At 56.7% G+C, this 22,132-nt stretch carries 23 protein-coding genes; 21 read left to right on the top strand and 2 right to left on the bottom strand.

What is annotated here, in order from left to right:
• The first annotated feature begins 1 nt into the window (after position 1).
• From EXR70_10385 to EXR70_10285, 21 genes are read left to right on the top strand one after another with little or no spacing between them, the layout of a single operon-like run.
• Positions 2-862 carry a hypothetical protein gene (locus tag EXR70_10385; GenBank protein MSP38886.1) on the top strand — a complete coding sequence of 287 codons (861 nt, stop codon included), beginning with the start codon at positions 2-4 and terminating at the stop codon, positions 860-862.
• A 26-nt stretch (positions 863-888) separates the two neighbouring features.
• Positions 889-1,056, top strand: coding sequence for a Trm112 family protein (locus tag EXR70_10380; protein ID MSP38885.1), 168 nt, complete (start codon positions 889-891; stop codon positions 1,054-1,056).
• Positions 978-2,162, top strand: a complete 1,185-nt coding sequence (waaF, locus tag EXR70_10375) for a lipopolysaccharide heptosyltransferase II (GenBank protein ID MSP38884.1) — start codon at positions 978-980, stop codon at positions 2,160-2,162. The genes EXR70_10380 and waaF overlap by 79 nt, the downstream gene beginning before the upstream one ends.
• On the top strand, positions 2,113-2,964 hold the full coding sequence (locus EXR70_10370) for a hypothetical protein (GenBank protein ID MSP38883.1): 852 nt from the start codon (positions 2,113-2,115) through the stop codon (positions 2,962-2,964). Before waaF ends, EXR70_10370 begins: the two co-directional genes overlap by 50 nt.
• Positions 2,945-4,006, top strand: a complete 1,062-nt coding sequence (locus tag EXR70_10365; GenBank protein MSP38882.1) for a glycosyltransferase family 9 protein — start codon at positions 2,945-2,947, stop codon at positions 4,004-4,006. The genes EXR70_10370 and EXR70_10365 overlap by 20 nt, the downstream gene beginning before the upstream one ends.
• The gene (locus EXR70_10360; protein MSP38881.1) at positions 3,990-4,844 is read left to right on the top strand and encodes a hypothetical protein; all 855 of its coding nucleotides are present in this window, start codon (positions 3,990-3,992) and stop codon (positions 4,842-4,844) included. The genes EXR70_10365 and EXR70_10360 overlap by 17 nt, the downstream gene beginning before the upstream one ends.
• Complete coding sequence (locus EXR70_10355) at positions 4,763-5,599, top strand: class I SAM-dependent methyltransferase (protein MSP38880.1); 837 nt, start codon at positions 4,763-4,765, stop codon at positions 5,597-5,599. Before EXR70_10360 ends, EXR70_10355 begins: the two co-directional genes overlap by 82 nt.
• Positions 5,577-6,728, top strand: coding sequence for a glycosyltransferase family 1 protein (locus EXR70_10350; protein ID MSP38879.1), 1,152 nt, complete (start codon positions 5,577-5,579; stop codon positions 6,726-6,728). Before EXR70_10355 ends, EXR70_10350 begins: the two co-directional genes overlap by 23 nt.
• Positions 6,544-7,572 carry a hypothetical protein gene (locus EXR70_10345; protein MSP38878.1) on the top strand — a complete coding sequence of 343 codons (1,029 nt, stop codon included), beginning with the start codon at positions 6,544-6,546 and terminating at the stop codon, positions 7,570-7,572. Before EXR70_10350 ends, EXR70_10345 begins: the two co-directional genes overlap by 185 nt.
• A complete protein-coding gene (locus EXR70_10340) occupies positions 7,569-9,104 on the top strand; it encodes a hypothetical protein (GenBank protein ID MSP38877.1) in 1,536 nt (511 codons plus the stop codon). Before EXR70_10345 ends, EXR70_10340 begins: the two co-directional genes overlap by 4 nt.
• 42 nt (positions 9,105-9,146) lie before the next feature.
• Positions 9,147-10,904, top strand: coding sequence for an ATP-binding cassette domain-containing protein (locus tag EXR70_10335; GenBank protein ID MSP38876.1), 1,758 nt, complete (start codon positions 9,147-9,149; stop codon positions 10,902-10,904).
• Between the two features lie 4 nt (positions 10,905-10,908).
• Positions 10,909-11,790, top strand: a complete 882-nt coding sequence (locus EXR70_10330; protein ID MSP38875.1) for a glycosyltransferase family 2 protein — start codon at positions 10,909-10,911, stop codon at positions 11,788-11,790.
• 26 nt (positions 11,791-11,816) lie between these two features.
• Positions 11,817-12,737, top strand: a complete 921-nt coding sequence (locus tag EXR70_10325; GenBank protein ID MSP38874.1) for a class I SAM-dependent methyltransferase — start codon at positions 11,817-11,819, stop codon at positions 12,735-12,737.
• 6 nt (positions 12,738-12,743) lie between these two features.
• Positions 12,744-13,652 carry a glycosyltransferase family 2 protein gene (locus tag EXR70_10320; GenBank protein MSP38873.1) on the top strand — a complete coding sequence of 303 codons (909 nt, stop codon included), beginning with the start codon at positions 12,744-12,746 and terminating at the stop codon, positions 13,650-13,652.
• A gap of 24 nt (positions 13,653-13,676) precedes the next feature.
• Entirely contained in the window at positions 13,677-14,579 is a 903-nt protein-coding gene (locus EXR70_10315; GenBank protein ID MSP38872.1) for a glycosyltransferase, read from the top strand.
• A gap of 20 nt (positions 14,580-14,599) precedes the next feature.
• Positions 14,600-15,403, top strand: a complete 804-nt coding sequence (locus tag EXR70_10310) for a glycosyltransferase family 2 protein (protein MSP38871.1) — start codon at positions 14,600-14,602, stop codon at positions 15,401-15,403.
• Complete coding sequence (locus EXR70_10305; GenBank protein ID MSP38870.1) at positions 15,384-16,505, top strand: glycosyltransferase family 1 protein; 1,122 nt, start codon at positions 15,384-15,386, stop codon at positions 16,503-16,505. Before EXR70_10310 ends, EXR70_10305 begins: the two co-directional genes overlap by 20 nt.
• A complete protein-coding gene (gene rfaE1 / locus EXR70_10300) occupies positions 16,502-17,491 on the top strand; it encodes a D-glycero-beta-D-manno-heptose-7-phosphate kinase (GenBank protein MSP38869.1) in 990 nt (329 codons plus the stop codon). Before EXR70_10305 ends, rfaE1 begins: the two co-directional genes overlap by 4 nt.
• On the top strand, positions 17,488-18,330 hold the full coding sequence (locus EXR70_10295) for a YicC family protein (GenBank protein ID MSP38868.1): 843 nt from the start codon (positions 17,488-17,490) through the stop codon (positions 18,328-18,330). The genes rfaE1 and EXR70_10295 overlap by 4 nt, the downstream gene beginning before the upstream one ends.
• Positions 18,327-18,974: a guanylate kinase gene (locus EXR70_10290; protein ID MSP38867.1), complete on the top strand. Its 648-nt coding sequence runs from the start codon at positions 18,327-18,329 to the stop codon at positions 18,972-18,974. The genes EXR70_10295 and EXR70_10290 overlap by 4 nt, the downstream gene beginning before the upstream one ends.
• A gap of 7 nt (positions 18,975-18,981) precedes the next feature.
• Positions 18,982-21,195, top strand: coding sequence for a bifunctional (p)ppGpp synthetase/guanosine-3',5'-bis(diphosphate) 3'-pyrophosphohydrolase (locus EXR70_10285; GenBank protein MSP38866.1), 2,214 nt, complete (start codon positions 18,982-18,984; stop codon positions 21,193-21,195).
• 55 nt (positions 21,196-21,250) lie between these two features.
• On the opposite strand, the gene rpmB is transcribed toward EXR70_10285, so the two are convergent.
• Together rpmB and rfaE2 are read right to left on the bottom strand one after the other, a co-directional pair.
• Positions 21,251-21,442: a 50S ribosomal protein L28 gene (gene rpmB, locus EXR70_10280; GenBank protein ID MSP38865.1), complete on the bottom strand. Its 192-nt coding sequence runs from the start codon at positions 21,440-21,442 to the stop codon at positions 21,251-21,253.
• A complete protein-coding gene (rfaE2, locus tag EXR70_10275; protein MSP38864.1) occupies positions 21,435-21,914 on the bottom strand; it encodes a D-glycero-beta-D-manno-heptose 1-phosphate adenylyltransferase in 480 nt (159 codons plus the stop codon). Before rfaE2 ends, rpmB begins: the two co-directional genes overlap by 8 nt.
• Between the last annotated feature and the right edge of the window lie 218 nt (positions 21,915-22,132).

The raw sequence follows: 22,132 nt of genomic DNA, 5'->3' as shown, positions 1-22,132 counted from the left end.
CATGGTCGAATATAGCGAAGAAGATGTCGGCAATATTATTTCCCTCGAACATGTCAACGTGCAGATCGCCGATCAAGCGTTGGCGACGTTGTTCTACGTCGTCGGCCTCGGCGGTACGCGGGATCCCTATCTCAACGTCGGCTTGAACAACATGTGGGTGAACCTTGGCGAGCAGCAGTTTCATCTCCCGACTCGCACACCGCAGGTGATCGACGGCTACATCGGTCTGGTCGTGCCAGATCTCGGCGCCCTGGAAAAACGCTTGGAGAGCGTCGCCGCGTCATTGGCGGCCACCCAGTTCGCCTTGGCGCGCGAGGGTGAGCAATTGCTGGTGACCTGCCCTTGGGGTAATCGCTATCGCTGCCACGCTAGCCAGCCCGGTTTCGGTGATATGACGATCGGCGTGCCCTACGTCGAGTTTCTGGTTCCGAGCGGCACCGCGGCGGCGATCCTCAGATTTTATCAAAACGCCTTCGGCGCGCCGGTGGCGATGGAGACCGATAGCCAAGGGGAATTTGGCCGGGTCAAGATCGGCCGTCATCAGTCGCTGCTGTTTCGCGACACGAAGAAAAACTTGGCGCCCTATGACGGACATCATGTGGCGGTCTATGTGGCGAATTTTTCCGGACCGTACAATTATCTCAAAAGCCGTGGGCTGATATCCGAAGAGGCGCGCAATCATCAGTTTCGTTTCAAAAATATCGTCGATCCGCAAAACGACCGTCCGGCATTTGTGTTGGAACACGAAGTGCGCAGCCTGCGCCATCCGATGTATCATCGGCCTTTCGTCAATCGCGACGCGGCGCAGTCCCAGCGCGACTACCGGCGCGGCTGGGATGCTTTGACGCCGTATCAGCGCTAAGCGAATTTCTACGAGGAGATTAAACTATGGCTATCAGCAAGGAACTTTTGGATATCCTCGCCTGTCCGAAATGCAAGGGCGATATCCATCTCAATCAAAATAGCGACGGGTTGGTGTGCGACGCTTGCCGGCTCAGCTATCCAATCAAAGACGATATTCCAGTCATGCTGATCGACGAGGCGGTGCGTTTATAGCTTCATTGCCTGCGGCGAACTGGGAAAACGTTTTGGTTTTGCAGACCAGTTTTCTCGGTGACACGGTTTTGACTTTGCCGTTGATCGGCGAACTGCGGCGCCGCTTCGCAGTGGGGAAGCTGACACTACTCTGCCAGCCGGCGAGCCGCGAACTGTTGCAGGATCATCCGGCCATCGATGCGATCATCGTCGACGATAAAAAAAAGCTCCATCGCGGCTTTGTCGGTTTACGCCGCCAAGCCGCGGCACTTGCCGGGCATCAATTCACAATTGCCCTGACACCGCACAAATCTTGGCGTAGTGCGTTGATGCTTAGCTTGGCGAGAATTCCTCTCCGCATCGGCTTTCAACAAAGCCGTGGGTCGTGGCTGTTTCATCGCACCGTCAATCGCGACCCCACGCGGCACGATGTCGAGCGCAATCTGTCGCTGCTTGAAGCTTTCGATATTGCGCCCGAAGAATGCCAGCGAGAAATTTCTTTGCCAGTGAGTGCCGCGCTGCAAGCGACGGTGGATGAAAAACTCGCCGCTCTTGGTTTAGATCTCAACCATCCGATTGTCGGTATCCATCCCGGTTCGGTGTGGCCGACCAAGCGCTGGTCGGCTGCCGGCTTTGCTCAATTGATTTCCGATCTGCGTCGCAATGCTGACTGCCAGGTGGCGCTCTTCGGCGGCGCCGAGGATGCGGCTGTTGTCGGCGATGTGCTGAATCGCTGCGGCCAAGGTGCCGTCAATCTCGCCGGACAGATCAGCTTGCGCGAATTGCCGGCAGCGATCGCTCGCTGTCGGGTGTTCGTTACCAATGACAGCGGCCCGATGCATATCGCGGTGGCCGAGCGCGTGGCGACGGTGGCGCTGTTTTGCGCTACGACACCGGCGTTGGGTTTCTATCCGTATAGCGGCATGGCAACGGTGTTGCAGAAAGATTTAAATTGCCGTCCGTGCACGACCCACGGCGGCAGCCGCTGTCCGTTGGGACACCAAGCGTGTAGTGAACTCATTCAACCCGCAAGTGTTTTGAGCGGGGTGGAGAAATTTATTCACGCTGATTTTTCCTATGGCCCGGCGCCGCTCACTTCGTTTCAACCGGAATTCATCTCCGTTTAGTCCGCTGCCAATTCCTAACTCGTATCAAATGTTGTCGGACCAGTTGACTTGGGGCGCGGTGCCAGAGGGTTTTGTCCGATGGAGCGATGGCAAAGGCGGGCGCATGATTGTGCGCCGTGGGCGCGAGCGGCAGATCAAGATCGATAGTTGCTTTGCCGAGGATGGTCGAAGCGAGCCGTCAGAATATCAAGGACGTAGCCATCTACGCCGAATTCATTTGCCAGACCGGGCCAACGCGCTGGTGCGCCGATGCCAGCACGGCGGCCTGCTTCGCGGTTTGACCGGGCAATGGTATTTCACTTGGCCGCCGCGGCCCTTTCGCGAATTGGTGGTCACCGAAGAACTGCGCCGCCGCGGCGTGCCCACCGTGGAGGTGCTTGCCGCTTGTGTCATTCGCAGTGCCGGTCCATTCTATCGCGGCTGTTTGGTGACCCGTGAATTGGTGGACAGCGAAGACTTATGGTCGGCGCTGCAAAGCGGCCTGGTGGCGCGGCTTGGCTTGGAGACGACACTGCGAGCGGTGGCGGCGAGCGTCCGCGCCATGCATCGCGAAGGCGTATTTCACAGCGATCTCAATCTCAAAAATATTTTGCTGCGGCCGGAAAAAAACCGCGTGGCGAGTTATCTCATCGACTTCGACAAGGCTAAATTATCTCTCGGCCAGCTGCCCACCGAGTTGGCGGCCAGAAATCTCGACCGGCTGCTGCGCTCGACGCGCAAACTCGATCCTACCGGAAACTATTTGTCTGCAGCCGCGTGGGAAGAGTTCGTAAGCTACTATTATGACCGCGATGCCGGCTAACTTTGCGCCGAAAAAGATTCTCCTGGTGCTGCACGGCTCCATCGGCGATGTCACGCGGGCATTGCCGTTGGCCGGACTGCTACGGCGAGGATTTCCCCACGCAACCTTGGCCTGGTCGGTGGAACCGGCGGCGGCGCCGCTGCTTGAGGGCAATCCATTCATCAATGAGATCATTGTCTTCGATCACCGTCATTGGTGGAAAACTTTCGCGCCGTTTTTGGCAACGATACACGCGAATAAATTCGACCTCATACTCGATCTTCAGCGTCATCTAAAAAGCGGCATCATCAGCTGGGCGAGCGGCGCGCCGGTGCGCCTCGGTTTTCATCGGGCCGATAGCAAAGAGGGTAATTGGTTTTTCAATAATCGTTACATCGAAGCGTACGGCGACGAAATACCTAAATTAGACCACTATCTGAAATTCGTCGAATATCTTGGCATCTCCGCGGCGCCCCTCGGATGGTCGTTTAATTTATCTGCGGCGGAACGGGCCGGCGCTGCTAAGTATTTAGACCGCGTGAAAGGCGGTTACGCCGGTTTGTTCGTCGGCAGCCGCTGGCAGAGCAAGCAATGGTTTCCCAAACAAATCGCCGATTGCGCGAAAAGTTTGCAACGGGATTTTGCTCTGAATGTCGTCTTACTCGGTGGGTCGGAAGATCGCGAACTGGCGCGCCGGACGATGGCCGGCGAAGGACGGATAATCGACCTCGTCGGTCGCACTAGTTTGCGCGAAGCGATCGCGATCATCGAAGGCGCTAAAGTTGCCGTCGGCCCTGACACCGGATTGATGCATATCGCCGCGGCGCTGGGAACGCCGGTGATTTCTCTGTGGGGCGCCACCGAACCGCGCCGCACCGGGCCCTACGGCTTTGGCGATCTGGCGATTCGCGGTGAAGCGCCTTGCTCACCCTGTTATCGAAAAACTTGTCCCATCGGCCGGGTCTGTATGCAATCGATTTCGACGGCGATGATCGCTAAAAAACTCGCCATCGTGCTCGGCCCGCAAAGCGCCTCTCGTGTTAGTCATGGCTACGTTGTTTGAGTATCGCAGCATCGCCGTTGAGGAATGGCGTTTGCTGGCGTTGAGCGCCCAATGGAACGACGACGTGCAACGCCAGGTGCTCGACATCGTTAAAGCGCAAAGTCCGGCGCACCATCCGCAGACCGTTGAGCTTCGCTTTACCGATGGCGTGCACGAAAAAGAGTTCTTCGTCAAAATTTTTCATCGCAGCGGCGCGCTCAAAGCTTTCAAAGATCAAATGCGGCGCAGTCAGGCGTTCAATAGTTGGCACCAAGGGTTGCTTTTAGCTGGGGCGGGGTTCAAGGCGCCGCTGGCGGTCGCCTTGGGAGCGCAAGCCGGCTGGCGCGTTGCCCGGCGCGAGTTCGTCGTCAGCGAGAAAATTAGCGGTGTCGCGCTGCCCGAGTATATACGCGGCGAGTTTTGCCGCGCTGAAGGGTTGCGGTCCAAGCGGGAGCATATTCAACGCTTGGCCAGGTTGATTCGCCGTTTTCACGCCGCCGGTTTTGTCCATGGCGATCTGTTGGCCGGAAATATTTTTATTTCTCACGGCGAGTTCTATTTCATGGACAACGACCGCACGCGCCAATATCGCACCTGGTCCTGGCAAACGCTTTGGAAGCGTAATTTGATTCAACTCAACCGTCAGCCGCTGCCGGGCATTACTCTGCAAGACCGTTTACGCTTCCTGCGTGCTTATCTCAACGTGACGCGCTTGTCGGCGCCGAATAAGCGCTTCGCCCGTTGGCTCGAAGGGCGCACGCGCCAGCGGCGCAAGGAATGCGACGGCGCCGATCCGTCGATAAGTTTTCGCCAATTGATGCGTTGGTCTCCAGCCATCGACGGTGCGAGAGAGCGTTAGCAGCGGCGATGCCCAACACGACGATTTTCGATTCGGTGTCGGCGGCCTGGTCGGCGGAGCCGGCGGCGGCCAAACGAGTTTTAGACTTGAGCTCCGGCGGCGGAGATACCTCGCGCATGCTGGCGCAGCTCGGTTATCGGGTCACCGCAACAGACTATGGACCGCCGCCGATCATGACGGGAGTCGACCGGGTGGCGGGCGTCGATCTCAATTCTTTTCTACCGTTTCGCTCGGCGACCTTCGATGCGGTCAATTTAGTTGAAGTCATCGAGCATATCGAAAATCAGCCGCAGCTGATCCGCGAAATCGCCCGGGTGCTCAAACCGAGCGGCGTCGTGTTGATCAGCACACCCAACGTGCTCAATGTCATGTCGCGGGTGCGTTTTCTGTTCACCGGGTTTCTCCGCGGCCGGGTGCGTCCGGCTCATTACACGAGCAAGCCGGGCCAGGCGCCGAATATTTATTTGCTACATTTCTACGAGCTTTACTATTTACTGTTCCACTACGGTTTCGAAGTGACCGAACTGCGCCGCACCCGGGTCAAGTTCGCGGCGCGTTTCTTTACAATTTTGTTTTGGCCCTTCATGTGGCTGTTTAGCTGGGTGGCGGTGATCCGCGCCGAGAAAGATCCGCGCCAGCGCGCTTACAATTGGCAGATCCTCGGCTATCTCTTCGATCCGGCGCTGTTGCTGTCCGATAATATCATTGTCAAAGCCAAACGTATGAGCGCCGGTGAAGATCGCCCTGGCGCATAAACGGCTCGATCTCAAGGGCGGCACCGAGCGAGATCTCTTCAAGACTGCCGAAGGGTTGCGCGATCATGGCCATGATGTCCATTTGTTTTGCGCCGAATACGGCGTCGCTCCGCCCGCGGGCGTCACCGCCCATCGGGTATCGGTGCTCGGCATCGGGCGCACGGCGCGGCTCTGGAGTTTTGCCCGGCGCGCGCCCAGGCTCATCGAACAGAGCGGCTGCGATGTCGTGATCGGCTTCGGCCGCTTGATCGAGCAAGATATTTTGCGCTGCGGCGGTGGAACCCATCGCGGTTTTCTCGCGCGGCTTGGCTCGGAAGGTAGCGCCGCGCGTCGGTTGTGGCAGAAAGTGAGTCTCTATCATCGAACGCTCTTGGCCTTGGAACGGCGTCAGTATGCCGCGCCGCGATTGCAAGCGATCATCGCGGTGTCGACCGAAGTGAAGTGCGACATCTTGGAAAATTATCCAGTGGCCGACGAAAGAATCGCGGTGCTTTACAACGGCGTCGATCTAGAGCGCTTTCATCCGGCCAAGCGTCGGCAATACGGCGCCGAGGTGCGCGCGCGCTGGCAGATTCCCGCCGACGCGCCGCTGGTTTTGTTCGTCGGCAGTGGTTTTCGTCGTAAAGGTTTGGATCGCCTGCTGGCCCTATGGTCATTGCCTGAGTTTGGTAAAATTTACTTGTTGGTCGTCGGTAGCGATGCGCGGCTCGCTAGCTATCAAGCCCGTGCCGAGGGTATTGCGCCGAGAAGAATTATCTTTGCCGGACGTCAGGATGATATTGAAAAATATTTCGCCGCCGCCGATGTGGTTGCGTTGCCGGCGTTGCAGGAAGCTTTTGGCAATGTCGTGCTTGAGGCTTTGGCGTCCGGTTTGCCGGTGTTGGTAAGTCGCGACGTCGGCGCCGCCGAAGTTCTGACTAGAACTTTGTCCGGCAGCGTTGTCGATGACTTGGACGATTCGGTGGAATTCTCGGGCAAACTCTTGGCCCTTCTGCACCGAGTGGGCGACCCGGCGCTCGGCCATGCGGCGCGAAAAATTGCCGAAGACTATTCCTGGCAGCGCCATTTCGACCGGCTCGATGAGTTACTTCAGCAAGTTAGCGGGCGGGCGCCGGCGCGTGTATCCTGAATTTGTCTTGATCGAGCGCGGCGATGGCGCGTTGTGGGTGGATTCCAGTCGCATGGAACCGGCATTTCTCGATCGCTTAGCGGATGCCGATAAGTTGTTCACCGACGCCAGTTGTGTGATCGTCAAGGACCAACGCAAAATAAAAGTTGGACGGGTCAATGTGACCCTCGCGGGGCGGCCGCGATCGATTTACGTCAAACGCTATAATGCCTTTTCCTTGCGCTACAAATTGCTGTCTCGTTTCACTCAATCGGGTGCGTTTCGCGCGCTTCAAGGCGCGGCGATCTTGCGTGCCGGACAAATCTCAACGGCAACCCCGGTGGCCGCGGTGGAGCATCGCAGCGCGGGTACTTTATCCAAGAGTTTTTATCTTAGCGCAGAGATTCACGGCGGCAAAACCGCCGATGCGTATTGGTGCGCTGAGCTGGCAGGTTTGTCTGGTGCCGCGGGGTTTAATTCGCGTCGGCGTTTTCTAGCGAGATTGGCCGCGCTCTTTGCTTCGCTGCACGGCCAGCAGATTTACCACAACGATCTTAAGGACGCTAATATTTTGGTGGTGGGTGCAGCGAAGGTGAGTGACTTGCAGCTGTTTCTTCTCGATCTCGAAGGGGTCCGGCGTTATCGCTGCTTGAGCTTGCAACGCAAAGTCAAGAATCTTGTTCAACTCAATCGCACGTTGGGGCGTTATTTACGCCCGTCGGCAAAGCTGTCATTTTTGAAAATTTATCTAGGTAATGATTTTAATATCCGGCAATCGCGGCGCCAATGGATTCACAGTATCGTCACGGCAACGCAACGACTCGATGAAGTGAAAGCACGCCGCGGCGTGATGCCATTGTCATGACCGACGAGATCCTCACGTCTAGGCAAGCGCGCCGTTGGCTTCTTGGCGCGGTGTCGCTGGCCGCCGCGGTGCGCGGTTATTTGCTCTGGCAATATTACTGTATCAGCCTTGACGGTGTGCTTTACATTCGCGCGGCGCAGGATTTTTTTCGCGGCGACGTTGCCGCGGGGTTAAAGTCGGTCTATCCGCCCGGTTATCCCGTACTGATAGCCTTGGTTTATCCGGTGATTGGCAACTGGGAATTGGCGGGGCAGTTGATTTCGTTAATTCTTGGGATAGCGATCTTGTTACCGCTGTACGGCTTGTTCCGTGGCGCCTTCGATGATGCCAGGATTTCCTTGGCCGTGTGCTATTTAGCCGCCGTCAGCCCGTTCTTGGCGCTCTACTCGGTTCACGTGCGGAGCGAAGTTGCCTATCTGTTTCTCGCCGCGCTGGCGCTCTATCTGTTTTTGACCGGCAGCCAATGGCGATCGCGGACAAGGTTTTTTTGTGGCGGCATGGCCGCCGGTTACGCTTTTTTGTATCGCCCCGAAGCGCTAGGATTCTTGGTGATCGTTCCTGCGGTGGGATTGCTTCAGTGGTTCCGTCAACGGGAGAGTGGACTTTCATGGCTCAGCCGGTCTAGTGCCTTATTGTTCGCCGGCTTTTTGCTTTTCGCGCTGCCGTATATCGTTTATCTGAGCATCGATACCGGACGGTTCGGCGCGGTCAGCCGCAAAGCCGGTGTGACCCTGGGTCTCAACCTACAGAAAGCTGGTATTTTGGACGACGCCGATCTAGCTCAGTTCGGCTCGGCGGAATCGGTGATATTTTCCGACTACATCCGCCAGCATCCCTGGCGCTACGCGAAAAAAGTTGCCTCGGATGTTTTTCCCGCCATCGGAGTGTTCTTCGCAGCTTTGCATTATTCTTATGTGCCATTTTTATTGGTGGGGCTATACCTCGTTGGGCGCGAAAAATTTCTCGACCGGCGTGACTTGCTGCTTTTAGCGTTTGCGGCTGCCCATGTCTTTGGCTTCGCGCTGATCTTGGTCAAGCGGCGCTATGCTTTGCAGGCGGTGCCGATTTCCCTAGCTTGGGTTGCCATTGGCGGGGTTTGGGTATGGAATGAATTGCATGCGCGTTTATCGGCGCCGCGCGCGCGCATGATCGGCGTCGCTCTGTTGGCGGTTTTTGTTGCGGGGACTTTGCCCAAGACGCTGCAGGCGGTATCGCGGGAAAAAGCCTTTGTCCGTGAAACCGGTTGGTATCTCAAATCATTGGACCGAATCGGCGGCCTGCGCGTTGCGGTGCTCGATGAACGGGTGACGTTTTACGCCGGAAGCCAAACCGTGAGATTGACCGATGTCGAAGCCGCCAACGTCGGCGCTTATCTACGCGAGCAAAAATCCGATTATCTCGCCGTCGAAGCGAAATCTTTGACCAAGGCTTTTCCTGAACTGGCGAAGCAGCCGGGAAAGTTCGGCCTAGTGTTGGAGAAAACTTTCACCGGTAGCCGCAAGGACCGGATGTTGTTATTCAAGGTGACCTAAAGCGGCGATCGCAAGGTCCGGCTCAATGAAAGAGTTCTTGCCATGAAAATCTATCTTCGATTATTAAAATTCCTCCAGCCTTATATTTGGCCTTATTTGATTTTAGCGGCGCTCTGCATGTTGGGCTACAGTGCCAGCAGCGGCGCGTTGCCGTTTCTGACCAAGGGAATCTTTGACGATGTCTTCGCCAGTAAAGACGCAAACGTGCTTGGCTATTTGCCCTTCGTGATCGTCGGTATCTTTCTTTTTCGCGGTTTGGTTTCCTTGGGCCAAGATAACTTGATGGCCTACATCAGCGGGCGGGTGGTGACCGACATTCGCAACAAACTTTCCGCCCATACATTGTCGCTCTCTCTGTCGTTTTTTCAGCGCCACCAGACCGGCGCCTTGATGTCGCGCATGACCGGCGATGTCGGCGTCGCCGCCGGTTCCATGACCGACGCGGTGGTATCGGTGATTCGCGAGTCGACCCAATTGATCGCTCTGGTGAGCGCGGCGTTCTACATGGACACCCGTTTGGCGTTGATCTCTTTCTTGGTCTTTCCCGCGTCGGTGTTGCCGGTGCTGCGCTTGGGTAAAAAAATCCGTAAGTATACCCGCCGCAGTCAGGAGAAGGTCGGACTGCTGCTCAGTCTTTTACAAGAAACGATTCAAGGCAATCGTATCGTCAAAGCCTTCGGTATGGAAAGTTACGAGCAAGACCGCTTCGTCAAGGAAAGCGAGCGCTTGTTCAAGATCGGCATCCGTACCACTCGCATTCGCTCGGTGGTGGGACCGATAATGGAGTTGTTCTCGGCCTTCGCTATCGGTGGAGTGGTTTGGTACGGCGGCGCCAGCGTCATCGCCGGCACCCGCACTCAGGGACAGTTCATGGCGTTTCTCACCGCCATGTTCATGATGTATCAGCCGTTCAAAAAACTCGCCAACACCAACGGCACGATTCTCACCGGCATCGCCGCCGGCGAGCGGGTCTTCGAGATTCTCGACACCGACACCGACGTGCGGGAAAAGTTGGACGCGCGCAGCGCGGTACCGTTTTCTAAGCAGGTTGAATTTCACGACGCCAGCTTCGGTTACGGCCACAAAATGGTTTTGAAAAATATCGATCTCACGATCAATGCCGGCAACATGATCGCGTTGGTCGGCATGAGCGGCGTCGGCAAAAGCACTCTCGCCGACCTGATCCCGCGCTTCTACGATGTCTTGTCCGGAAAGATTACCCTTGACGGCGTCGATATCCGGGACTTGACGTTGGAGTCCTTGCGCGCGCAGATCGGCGTGGTGACGCAGAATACTTTTCTGTTCAACGATTCGGTGAAGAACAACATTGCTTACGGCGACCGTTCGAAAGACATGGACCATATCATCGCCGCCGCCCATGCCGCCCATGCCCATGATTTTATCACCGCGCTCCCCCAAGGATACGACACGGTGATCGGCGAACTCGGACTCAAACTGTCGGGCGGCGAGCGGCAGAGATTGTCGATCGCCCGGGCATTGCTCAAAGATCCGCCGATCTTGATTCTCGATGAAGCGACCTCGGCGTTGGATTCGGAATCGGAGAAGTTGGTGCAAGATGCTCTTGAACGGCTGATGGTTGGGCGCACCAGTTTGGTGATCGCGCATCGGCTGTCGACTATCCGCAAAGCCGATCGGATCGTGGTTCTGGTCGACGGCATGATCGTCGAACAGGGAACCCACGACGAGTTGCTGGCGCAGAAAGCCGAATACAACAAGCTCTACACCCTTCAGTTCACCGACCAGAGCGACGAATTGGAACAAGAGAAGGTGCTGCAATAGCGAGATGCCGCGCGTTTCCGTCATCATTCCGGCCTATAACAATGCCGCGCTGTTAGGCGAGACCCTCGATAGCGTGGTCCGCCAGAGTTTTAGGGACTTCGAGTTGATTGTCGTCGACGATGGTTCGACGGACGACACCGCGGCGATAGTCCAACGGGACTATCCTCATTTGAAATTTGTCCGCCAGGCCAATGGCGGTCCAGCCTCGGCGCGCAATGCCGGCGTCAAATTATCCCAAGGAGAATTCATCGCTTTCTGCGATCATGATGACTTGTGGCATCCTGAGCATGTGCAAACGCTCGTCGGCGAATTCTCAACTTATCCAAACGCTGCATTGGTCTTCGACAATGGCGAATATTTCGGTGTCGGGGTCGATCCGCATAAGCTACACTTGGCGAACGGTGTCTGCGCGGGTTTGCGTGATAAGCCGGTGAGTGCCAAGACGCTGCTGTGGGACTATCCCATCGCATCCATGTCGGTCACGATGGTGCGCAAGGATATTTTCGATCGGCTCGGCGGTCTCAGTGAAGATGTTGGCGCCCTCGACGACTTACATTTTTATCTCCGCCTGGCGGCGCATCATGAAGTGCGATTCGTTGATTATCTTGGCTGCAAAAAACGCCTGACCGGTCAAAACCTTTCGCAGTTGATCAACATCAAGGAAACCAACGTCGGTTATCTGGAGGAGCTTTGGCGCAATCATCCGGAAGTTGTCCGCGCCATCGGCGCGTCGAGTTTTCGCCTGCGCCTTGCCAGGAAGTACTTTAAGCTCGGCCGCTATTATAAAGATAGCGGCGACCGCGCGCTTTCCAAACAGATGTTTGGCAAAGCTTTCCGGACCAACTTTTTGAACCTGCGTTATTTTTGGCACGGGTTGTTAGGTTAATCGTGAGCGCACCAAGCCCGCTGGCTATGAGTGAGTCGGTCCCTGATCTTCGCTCGCGTTATTGGGCGCCGGTGGAACGTAATACGACGCTGACCGCGGAGTTGGCGCTGATCGGGGCGGATAAGAAGGTTCTTGAAATAGGCCCCGGCAGCGGCCACATGACCGAAGCGTTGGTGCGGCAGAACTGCGTGGTCACCTGCGTTGAAGTGAGCCGTGATTTGAACTCTATGGCCGGCGCTTTTTGCCATCAGATGATCGTCGGCGATATCGAGCTGCTGTGTCAGGAAGAAGGGTTCCCCGGCGAGAAGTTCGACGTGATTTTGTTTGGCGACGTGTTGGAACATTTAAGAGATCCCGCCGCGGTTCTAGGCAAATTACGGGACCATTTAACAGCGACAGGATACTTGGTGGCTTCGGTACCCAATGTCGCCCATGCCAGCGTGCGTTTGGCGTTGTTCAATGGCGAGTTCAATTACAATGAGGAAGGGCTATTGGATCGCACCCATTTAAAATTTTTTACAATCGATAGCCTGAATGCGTTGCTTCGTTCGGCTGGATTTAGCATCGTCGAGTTGCGACGCACTCGGGCGGGTGTATTCAACACCGAGGTGAAGCTGTCGATAGAAAAAATTTCCGCCGGACTGCTGCGTCGCTTGATGCGCGATGCCGAGGCGACGACTTACCAATTTATTTTTTCGGCTCAGCCGATCGCGGACGATGGCGGCAGTTCGAGGCCAGGGGAAGCTGCGGCGTTTATTGACAACGGCTGGTCGGCGCGTAAAGGCAAAACGCGCTTGGCGAAATCGATGGCGCGGAGGGGCCGCACCTTGATTCAGCGAGGCGCGCCAGCGCAGAGCCGAGCTTGGTTATCCCGGAGCTTTCAGTTACAGCCGCGTATTCCGACTTTATTTTACTGGTTTTATTCTTTTATGCCGCGCTCGAAGTAAAGAATCATGTTGATTAGCGTGATCATTCCGACGCGAAACCGCTCGCAGAGTCTGGCTGCACTGCTGGAAAGTTTGAACGGCATCAAACTTGCGCCCGGGATCGCCGTCGAATTCATCGTCATCAACAATGCGTCCACGGACAATACGGCCGAGATGTTGAAGGCGCGCGCGGCAAAAAGCTCGCAAACTTCACTTCGCGTGTTCGAGGAGGCGGCGCCCGGCAAATCCCGGGCGCTCAATCGTGCGCTGACCGAAGCGCGCGGTGATTTGCTGATGATTATCGATGATGACGTGATCGTCGATCCGAATTGTATCGCCAAGCATATCGAAGCACACGAGCAAACCGATTTCGCGGCGATCCAAGGCCGGGTGTTGCCGGGTAAAGATCCCGATGGCCGTAGCGCCGATCCGCAGCGGCTGCGCGAGTACAACATTCCGATCATCGACCATGGCCACGACCGCAAGGCGATCCGCGGCGTGATCGGCACCAACATGTCCTTTAAGCGCGGCGTGCTCGAAACCATCGGCGGCTTCGACGAGCGCTTGGGGCCCGGTGCCGCGGGTTTTAGCGAGGACACGGAATTTTCTATCCGCATGCGGCAGGCGGGTTTCAAGATTGGCTACATTCCAGACGCCATCGGATACCACGAGCTCAATCCCAATCGTTACGGCCGCGCTTACAACCGCGACATGGAGTTTCGCAAGGGACTGAGTCGAAGTCTGTATCGGCGCGATTCTATCGCATTTAGCGTTTTGCCGAATTTGTTTGCCAACTGTTTGCGTTGGTTGTGCTATCGAGCCCTGGGCTTGACGCAGAAGGCTTATAAAACTGAGGGCCGCGTGCTTAAGTGTGCCGGCTATTTAGTCGGGAAGTATCGGGCGCGCGCCAATCGGCGCGCGGGGGCGGCGCAGTGAATTTTGCCGACATCTGGAGATTAAATGTGCCCAATGGACTTTAGCATCATCATTCCGACGGTGGGACGCTGCGATTCGCTGCGCCGATTATTGGCCAGCATCGCGACCCATTTTCATCAGAGCGGCGTCGAATATGAAGTGCTGGTGGCGAACAATGCGCCGGACGATAAGGCTGCGCGCGGCGTTGACGAGATCGTCGTCGGCTTTCAAAGCGATGGGCGTTTGCGGGTGATCCGCGTGGCGGCGCCGGGAAAGTGTAAGGCCGCTAATGCCGCGGTGAAGCAAGCGCGTGGGCAGGTGGTCGTATTTTTCGACGACGATGTCGAAGTGACGCCGGAGTGGTTGAAAGCGGCTGTCGAGTTTTTTCGCACCGATTCATTCGACGCGATGCAAGGACCGATTTGGGTGCCGCTGGAAATGCAGAACAACGACGCCTTCCGCCGCGCGCAGAAACGTTTTCGCACCATTCATTTCGTAAATTATCCGTCAACCACGAAAGAGATAAAATCTCTGACCGGCGCCAATATGGCGATTCGACGCGAAGTCTTTGACCGCGTCGGTTTATTCGACGAACGTCTCGGTCCCGGCCAGTCGGGTATGTCCGAGGACGTCGAGTTCGCTCAACGCATACTTGCCGCGGGCGGAAAAATCGGCTACCGGCACGACGCCGGGGTTTATCACGAAGTCGATTGGAGCCGGTTGAGCGAAGCTTATTTTCGCCTGCGCCATGAGCAGCAGGGGCGCAGCCGTCTGTTGTACAAGCGACAATCTCTCGCTTCGATTCTGCCGAACCTGCTGCGGTCGGCGATATCGTTCGGTTGGTATTCGCTCAAGGGGCATGAGCGGAAACAATATCGCGCCAAAGGGCGGGTCTTTCATTACCGGGCGATGCTGCTGGAAAAGTTTAAGCCATCGACCCAATCTTAATCGGGCCTCCCGCGAATTCCATGGTGAGTGAAAAACTCAACCCTCGGCCGAAAGTGTCGGCGATCGTGGTCTGCTTCAACGAGCAGGATCGTATCGCCGATTGTCTGGAAAGCTTGCGCTGGTGCGATGAGATCGTCGTGGTGGATTCCTTCAGCACGGACAGCACGCCGGAGATTTGCCGGCGTTATACCGAACGCTTTTTTCAACGCCCATGGGCCGGCTATCGCGAACAAAAGGCTTACGCTCATTCTCTCGCCACCGGCGATTGGGTCTTGTTGGTGGATGCCGACGAGCGCGTCACGCCCGAGCTGCGACGGGAGCTGATCGACGCGGTGGCGCGGGACGATGCTCAGTATGCCGCTTATGCCGTGCCGCGCTTGGTTTATTATCTCGGCCGCTGGTGGTGGCGCGGCGGTTGGTATCCCGATTACGATATCCGTTTGTTTCGCCGCGAGCGGGCGACCTGGGGCGGCAGCGATCCCCATGAAAAAATTATCGTCGACGGCAAGACCCGTCGTTTGCGAAATCATTTGCAGCATTTTTCCTATCGCAGCATCGACGATCATGTGCAGCGCATCAATCGCTTCACGTCGATATCGTCCGGCGAACTACGGAAAGAGGGCGCCCGTTGGCGCTTGAGCGATGCCTTGCTCAGGCCGGCGGTGCGATTTTTTCGCTCTTACATTCTTAAGCGTGGTTTCCTAGAAGGTTTCGGCGGATTTTACGTGGCGCTCACCGCGGCGGTTTACGTTTTTCTCAAGTATGCTAAGTTGTGGGAATTAGAATTAGAGGAGAAAAAGAAAATTGAGCGCGAGCGGCCATAAGCGCGCGCTCAAGATCCTGCACATCGATCCTGAGCGCAATTGGGGCGGCGGCGAAGCGCAAGTTTTGGGTTTACTCAAGTATCTCGCCGCCCAGGGTGGTCATCGCAACGAACTGGTCGGCCATCCCAATGGCAAGTTGTTCGCTGCCTGCGAAACCCTCGATGTTTCGCGCCACGGCGCGGTGATTCGTAACGATCTCGATCTCAGATGTATTCCCAAACTGCGCAGGCTGATTCGACTGGGCGGCTTCGACATCGTCCACTTTCATACCAAGCGTGCCCATGCCCTGGCACTTTGGTTACCGCGCGGGCCGCGCTACGTTGTCACGCGGCGCATGGACTATCCCGAGGCGCGCAATTGGTATACCCATTGTCTTTACAACAAACGGGTCGACGGCGTCGTAGCGATTTCCCAGAATATTGCCGAGTTGTTGATCGCGGCCGGCGTCAACCCGCAGAAAATTAGGACTATCACCAGTGGTATTGACGTCGACAAGTTTGCCCTTGGTCGAAGGACTATTCAACGAACTGCCGATGAAATAGTCGTTGGCAGCATGGGAGTTTTGGAGGAGCGCAAAGGTCATCGTTTCTTGCTCGAAGCGGCGGCGCAATTGAAAACTCGCGGGATGAATTTGCAATATCGGATTGCCGGAGATGGCGCCGAGCGGCAGAGCTTGGAACGGCTGGCGGCGGAACTCGGCATCGCCGATCAGGTTCGATTCGCTGGGTTTGTTACCGACACCGCGGCGTTTTTCGCGGCCATCGACCTGTTTGTCATGCCGTCGCTGTTCGAAGGTTTGGGTGTGGCGGTTTTGGAAGCGATGGCGGCGGGCAAGCCGGTCATCGCGACCCGTGTCGGCGGTTTGGTGGAGTCGGTGTTGGATGGTGTCACGGGTCTTTTAGTCGAGCCCAAAGATGCCAGTAGATTGGCCGACGCCATCGAGAGAATAGTCGGCGATCCCGAGTTAGCGCTGACATTGGGATGTAAAGGCGCGGAGCGCGCACGGCAGCATTACACTCTAGAACAAATGGCCCGACGCAATGAAGCTTACTATTATGAGCTGCTGGATGGCTCCGGTTCCGATCAAACTGAAACGCGATGAGTGAATCTCTTTTATCTATCGTCGAAAAGTTTTCCCGCACCCATTTACTGGTGATCGGCGACCTCATGCTCGATCGTTTCATCCGCGGTGAAGTCGAGCGCATCTCGCCGGAAGCGCCGGTACCGGTGCTGCGCGTGGCTTCGGAAGATTCTCGGCTCGGCGGCGCGGCCAACGTGATTCATAACGTGCGCTCTTTGGGCGGGCGGGTTGCCGCATGCGGCATCGTCGGCCGGGACAACGCGGGCAAGCGCATCGTTGCCGCGTTGCACGATGTCAACGCGTCCACATCGGGCGTGGTCGTCGATGCCAATTATCATACGATTCAAAAGACCCGGGTCATCGCCAGTCCGCACCAGCAGCAAATCGTCCGCCTCGACCGCGAAAGCCGCCAGGCGGTGGCGCCGGCGACGCTGCGCAAGCTGCGCGAGCGGATCGTCGCGCGGCTCGACGATTTCGATGCCGTGGTGCTTTCCGATTATGGCAAGGGCGTGATTCATAACGAGTTGCTCGATGCCATCGCGGTGCGGGCGAAGGCGAAGAAAATAATTTGCGTGATCGATCCGAAAAAAGAAAATTACCAACACTATCGGTTCGCGACGTTGGTGACGCCGAACAAGAGCGAAGCCAGCGAAGCGTCGGCAATCGCCATCGACGACCAAGCTTCTTTACTAACGGCCGGCGCCAAACTGGTGCGCAAGTGGCAAGCCCAGGCGGTGCTGATCACCCGCGGTGCCGATGGCATGAGTTTGTTTCGGCCGCGGGTGAAGGTCAAACATTTTCCCACCGCGCCGCGCGATGTGTTTGAAGTCACCGGAGCGGGGGACACGGTGGTGGCGGTGTGCGCGCTGGCGTTGGCCTCGGGCGCTAGCTACGAACAAGCGGCAGTGTTGGCCAATCTGGCGGCGGGCTTTGTCGGCGATGAAGTGGGTACGGTGGCGGTCCCGGCGGAAAATCTTAAACGGAGTATCATCAAGGAACGACTATGAAAAGCATGACCGGTTATGGCGAGGCTTCGCAGAACATCAAAGGCGCCAAGGTGACGGTGCAGATTCGCAGCGTCAACCATCGACATCTCGATTTGCAGGTGCGCGCGCCGCGGGAACTGTTGTCCGTTGAAGAAGAAATCCGCAAGGTGGTGCGCGAAAAGATTTCCCGCGGCCGCATCGATCTGTTCGTCAATCGTTACGCCGCCAAGGGCCAGAGCCGCAAGTTGGAAATGGACGAAGCTCTGGTCGGCCAGTACATCGCCGGAGTGAGCCAGCTCAAGAAAAAGTTCAAACTCGCTGGCGAAATCGGGGTGTCGCTGCTTTCGACGATTCCAGAATTATTTCAGCTGCGCGAAGTCGAGGTCAACGTTGCCGAGGAACGTTTGGCGGTGCTCAAGGCGCTTGGCGGCGCACTAAAAAAACTCGAACAATCCCGTGAGCGGGAGGGCGCCCATCTGCGCGCCGATATGGAATCGCAGATCGACGAGTTGCGTAAAGTCGCCGTGCAGATCGAAGCGCGGGCGGCGGAGAACGGGATTCGGCCGCAAAAAAACGCCGACGCGCATGACGATCGTAGTCTAGCGGAAAATTCCGGCGTGATGTTCAAAGGGGATATCAACGAAGAGATCGTCCGATTGAAGACCCACGTGGTCGCGCTGGCTAAAGTCGTGCGCGAGCGCGAACCGGTCGGCAAGCGCATTGACTTCATGCTTCAGGAAGTGAACCGCGAGCTCAACACCATTAGTTCGAAAGTCGCTTACATGCCGGTGACGCAACTGGTGCTCAAGGGCAAAGAGCGGGTCGAAAAAGTCCGCGAGCAAACTCAGAACGTCGAATGAAAGCGCCTGCTCGTCCGCTTGCCCACCGGCAAGGGATTATTTTTATTCTCTCGGCGCCGTCCGGCGCCGGCAAAACTACGCTTTATAACGGTCTGCGTCAGATCTATCCGGAAATCAGCCTGTCGGTTTCATGCACCACGCGGGCGCCGCGCCGCGGTGAGATTCGCGGCCGGGATTATCGCTTCATTAGCGAGCGTCAATTCGACGGGCTTAAAAGGCGCGGCGAATTCGCGGAATCGGCGCAGGTGCATGACTATTTTTACGGCACGCCGAAAAAGCCTTTGGATCAAGCGGTCAAGGCGGGGCGGGATATTTTACTCGACATCGACGTCCAAGGCGCACGAGAGATCAAGCGGCGCTATCCCGACGCCGTGGCGGTATTCGTCTTGCCGCCATCCATGGCCGAGTTAAAGCGGCGCCTGTCGGCGCGCGGCACCGATGACAAGAAAATCATTCAGCGCCGCCTCGCCAACGCCCGGGGTGAAATCGGCGAGCTGATCAAGTATGATTATTACGTCGTCAATCGACAAGTCGGCGAGGCGGTCAAGACCTTGAGCGCCATCGTCGTTGCCGAGCGGGCGCGTACCTCGCGGTCGCGAAACTGGCGGCTTGCGCCGCTACGCGGCAGTCCTGAAGCTGGATAAGAGAACCATGAAGGACAGTAAAATCACCGATCTGGTTGATAAGGTCCAAGCCTACTATCCGGGTGCGGATGTCCAGCTGATTCATTCGGCCTACGAGTTCAGTGCCAAGGTGCATCAGGGCCAGATGCGCCTTTCCGGCGAACCCTATTTAAACCATCCCATGGCGGTGGCGGGCATCATCGCCGAGTTGAAGCTCGACGTCCCCAGTGTGGTAGGTGCTTTGCTGCACGACACGGTGGAAGACACGCTGGCGACGCTGGACGAGATCAAAAGCTTGTTCGGCAAGGAAGTCGCCGCTCTGGTCGACGGCGTGACCAAGTTGGGCCGTCCGAGTTTTACCAGCCACGAAGAAAAGCAGGCGGAGAATTTCCGTAAAATGCTTCTCGCCATGGGCAAGGATGTGCGGGTGATTCTCATCAAGTTGGCCGACCGAGTGCACAACATGCGCACCCTCGACCACCTGCCGCGCTATAAGCAAATCATCACGGCGCAAGAGACGTTAGATATTTACGCGCCGCTGTCGCACCGGCTTGGCATCGCCTGGATCAAGACCGAGCTCGAGGATCTTGCCCTCAAACATTTGCATCCGGAAATTTACTATCAGCTCAAACGCAACGTCGCCAAGAAAAACATCGACCGGAAAAAATATATCGACGAGGTCAGCACGATCATTACCAAGAAGCTCGAAGGCGAGGGCATCGAAGCCGAGGTGAGCGGCCGGCCGAAGCATTTCTACAGCATTTATCAAAAGATGGAGAGCCAGGATCTGCTCTACGATCAGATCTACGACCTGGTCGGTTTTCGCATTCTCGTCGACACGGCGCGGGAATGTTACGAGACCCTCGGCGTGGTGCACGAACAATGGCGCCCGGTGCCGGGACGGTTTAAAGATTACATCGCGCTGCCCAAACCCAATATGTATCAGTCGCTGCACACCAGCGTGATCGGACCCTACGGCGAGCGCATCGAGATTCAAATCCGCAGCCACGACATGCATCGGGTCGCCGAGGAAGGCATCGCCGCCCATTGGCGTTACAAAGACGGCGAAGACTTTCAGATCGGCGACTTTAGCCGCTTCGCCTGGCTGCGCCAACTTTTGGAATGGCAGGAGAATCTCAACGACCCGCAGGAGTTTTTGCATAGCCTCAAGGAAGATCTGTTTTCGACATCCATGTACGTTTTCACGCCCAAGGGCGATCTGCTGAATTTCTCCAAGGGCGCCACGGTGATCGATTTCGCCTATCGGATTCACAGCGAGGTCGGCCAGCGCTGTTCCGGCGCGCGCATCAATGGCCAGGTGGTTTCGCTGCGTTACATCCTGCGCAGCGGCGATACGGTGGAAATTATTACCACGGCGCAGCAAACGCCGGCGCGGGATTGGCTCAAGTGGGTCAAGACGCCGCGCGCCAAATCGAAAATCCGCAACTGGCTCAAAGCCCAACAGCGCGAACGGAGCGTGCTCCTCGGCCGGGAAATGCTCGAAAGCGATTTGCATCATTACCAACTCGATTGCGCGAGTCTGCGCGCTGATGGCAAATTCGATGGCTTACTGAAAGATCTTGGCGTTAAGGATGAAGAGGCGTTGTTCGCGGCGCTGGGTTACGGCCGGCTGACGACGCGCAATGTCTTGGCGATACTGTTGCCCGCCGATAAGCTCGAAGCCACGGTGTCGAAGAAAGCCGATGGCTCGCTGCAATCGTTGTTTCGCTTAGTTTCAAAGCAACAGCGCGGTCTAGGGATTCGCGTTAAGGGAGTTGACGACGTGCTGGTGCGTTTAGCCCTGTGCTGCCATCCGCTGCCCGGCGAACAGATAGTCGGCTTTATCACCCGCGGCCGCGGCGTGACGGTGCACACGGTGGGTTGTCCGACGGTTCTGGAGAGCGATCCCCATCGCAAGATCGAAGTGCATTGGGAAGTAAATATTCAGGCACCGAGGCCGGTGAAGATCGAAGTGAGCTGTATCGATAAACCGGGATTGCTGGCGGCGATCAGCGCGGCGATCACCAGCGCCGAGGCGAACATCGTGCGGGCGCAGATCCGCACCTTCTCAGCCCATCGCGCGGTCAATACTTTCGAGGTAATGATTAAGAACTCTGAACACCTCAAAGAGGTGTTGCTGAACATTTCCAAAGTGAAGGGCGTCTACAAAGCGGTGCGCGGCCGTGGCCGCTCGGGGATCAAAGTGGAAGCGGATCAGGCGCCCAAAGAGGAGCTGCACTGAGACTTCGCGCCGGTGAGCGACCGCAAGGTCTTCAGCGCCAACTCAGCACGGCGCGTTACGCAACTTTTTTTACCCGGCCGGAATGAATGCAGTCGGTGCAGACCAAGAGCCGTTTGATCTGGCCGTCGAAGTTGCCGTGCACGCGCTGCAAATTCGGCTTCCACGAGCGTTTAGTTTTATTGTTGGCGTGACTAACCTTGAGTCCGGTTGAACGTCCTTTACCGCAGATCCGACAAATTCTAGCCATTTTCCTTGAGTATCCTTTCGATTATTCCGCTAGTTGAAAATCCCTTTAAGTAGGGGATGAGTTCCACTCGTCCGCCGGCCTGCTCGATCACATCCGCGCCGATCACTTTATCGGCGCTCCAGTCCCCGCCTTTTGCCAACACCTTGGGCTTGATCGCAACGATTAACTTATAGGGATTGGGTTCGTCGAACAGAACGACGTAGTCTACCATCTCCATTGCGCCGATCAACTCAATGCGGTCGATTTGCGATAAAATCGGGCGCCGCGGGCCTTTGATCGCTTTGACCGATCGATCGCTATTGAGCGCGACGATCAATAAATCGCCCAGCGCGCGCGCTTCCCTTAACGTGTGCACATGGCCGCGATGCAAAATATCGAAGCAGCCGTTGGTGAAGACCACCGACTTACCGTCACGACGGGCTTGGGCCGCGATGGTGGACAGTTCTTCAAGACTTTTGAGTTTTGCCGACACCTTGTTGGGGTACCATGATAGATCGTTGTTTTCAATTAAAACTCCGCGCCAACTTTGAAAATTTCATTGTCTGTCGTGGCAACGTCAATATGTCATGTTAACAGCAACGCGATTATGTCAGGGTAGTGCGTTGGGTTGAGGTCGTAAGTTAGAAACCTGGCCATAGCGGAACCCCACCTTGTTGGAGTTGGTTCGATATAGGCCAAGTGTGTGCGTCG

This window comes from Deltaproteobacteria bacterium, assembly GCA_009692615.1.
Taxonomy (GTDB): Bacteria; Desulfobacterota; Binatia; order UBA9968; family UBA9968; genus DP-20.
The sequence above is the reverse complement of the archived record's forward strand: the minus strand, read 5'-3'. Positions and strand labels throughout refer to the sequence as shown.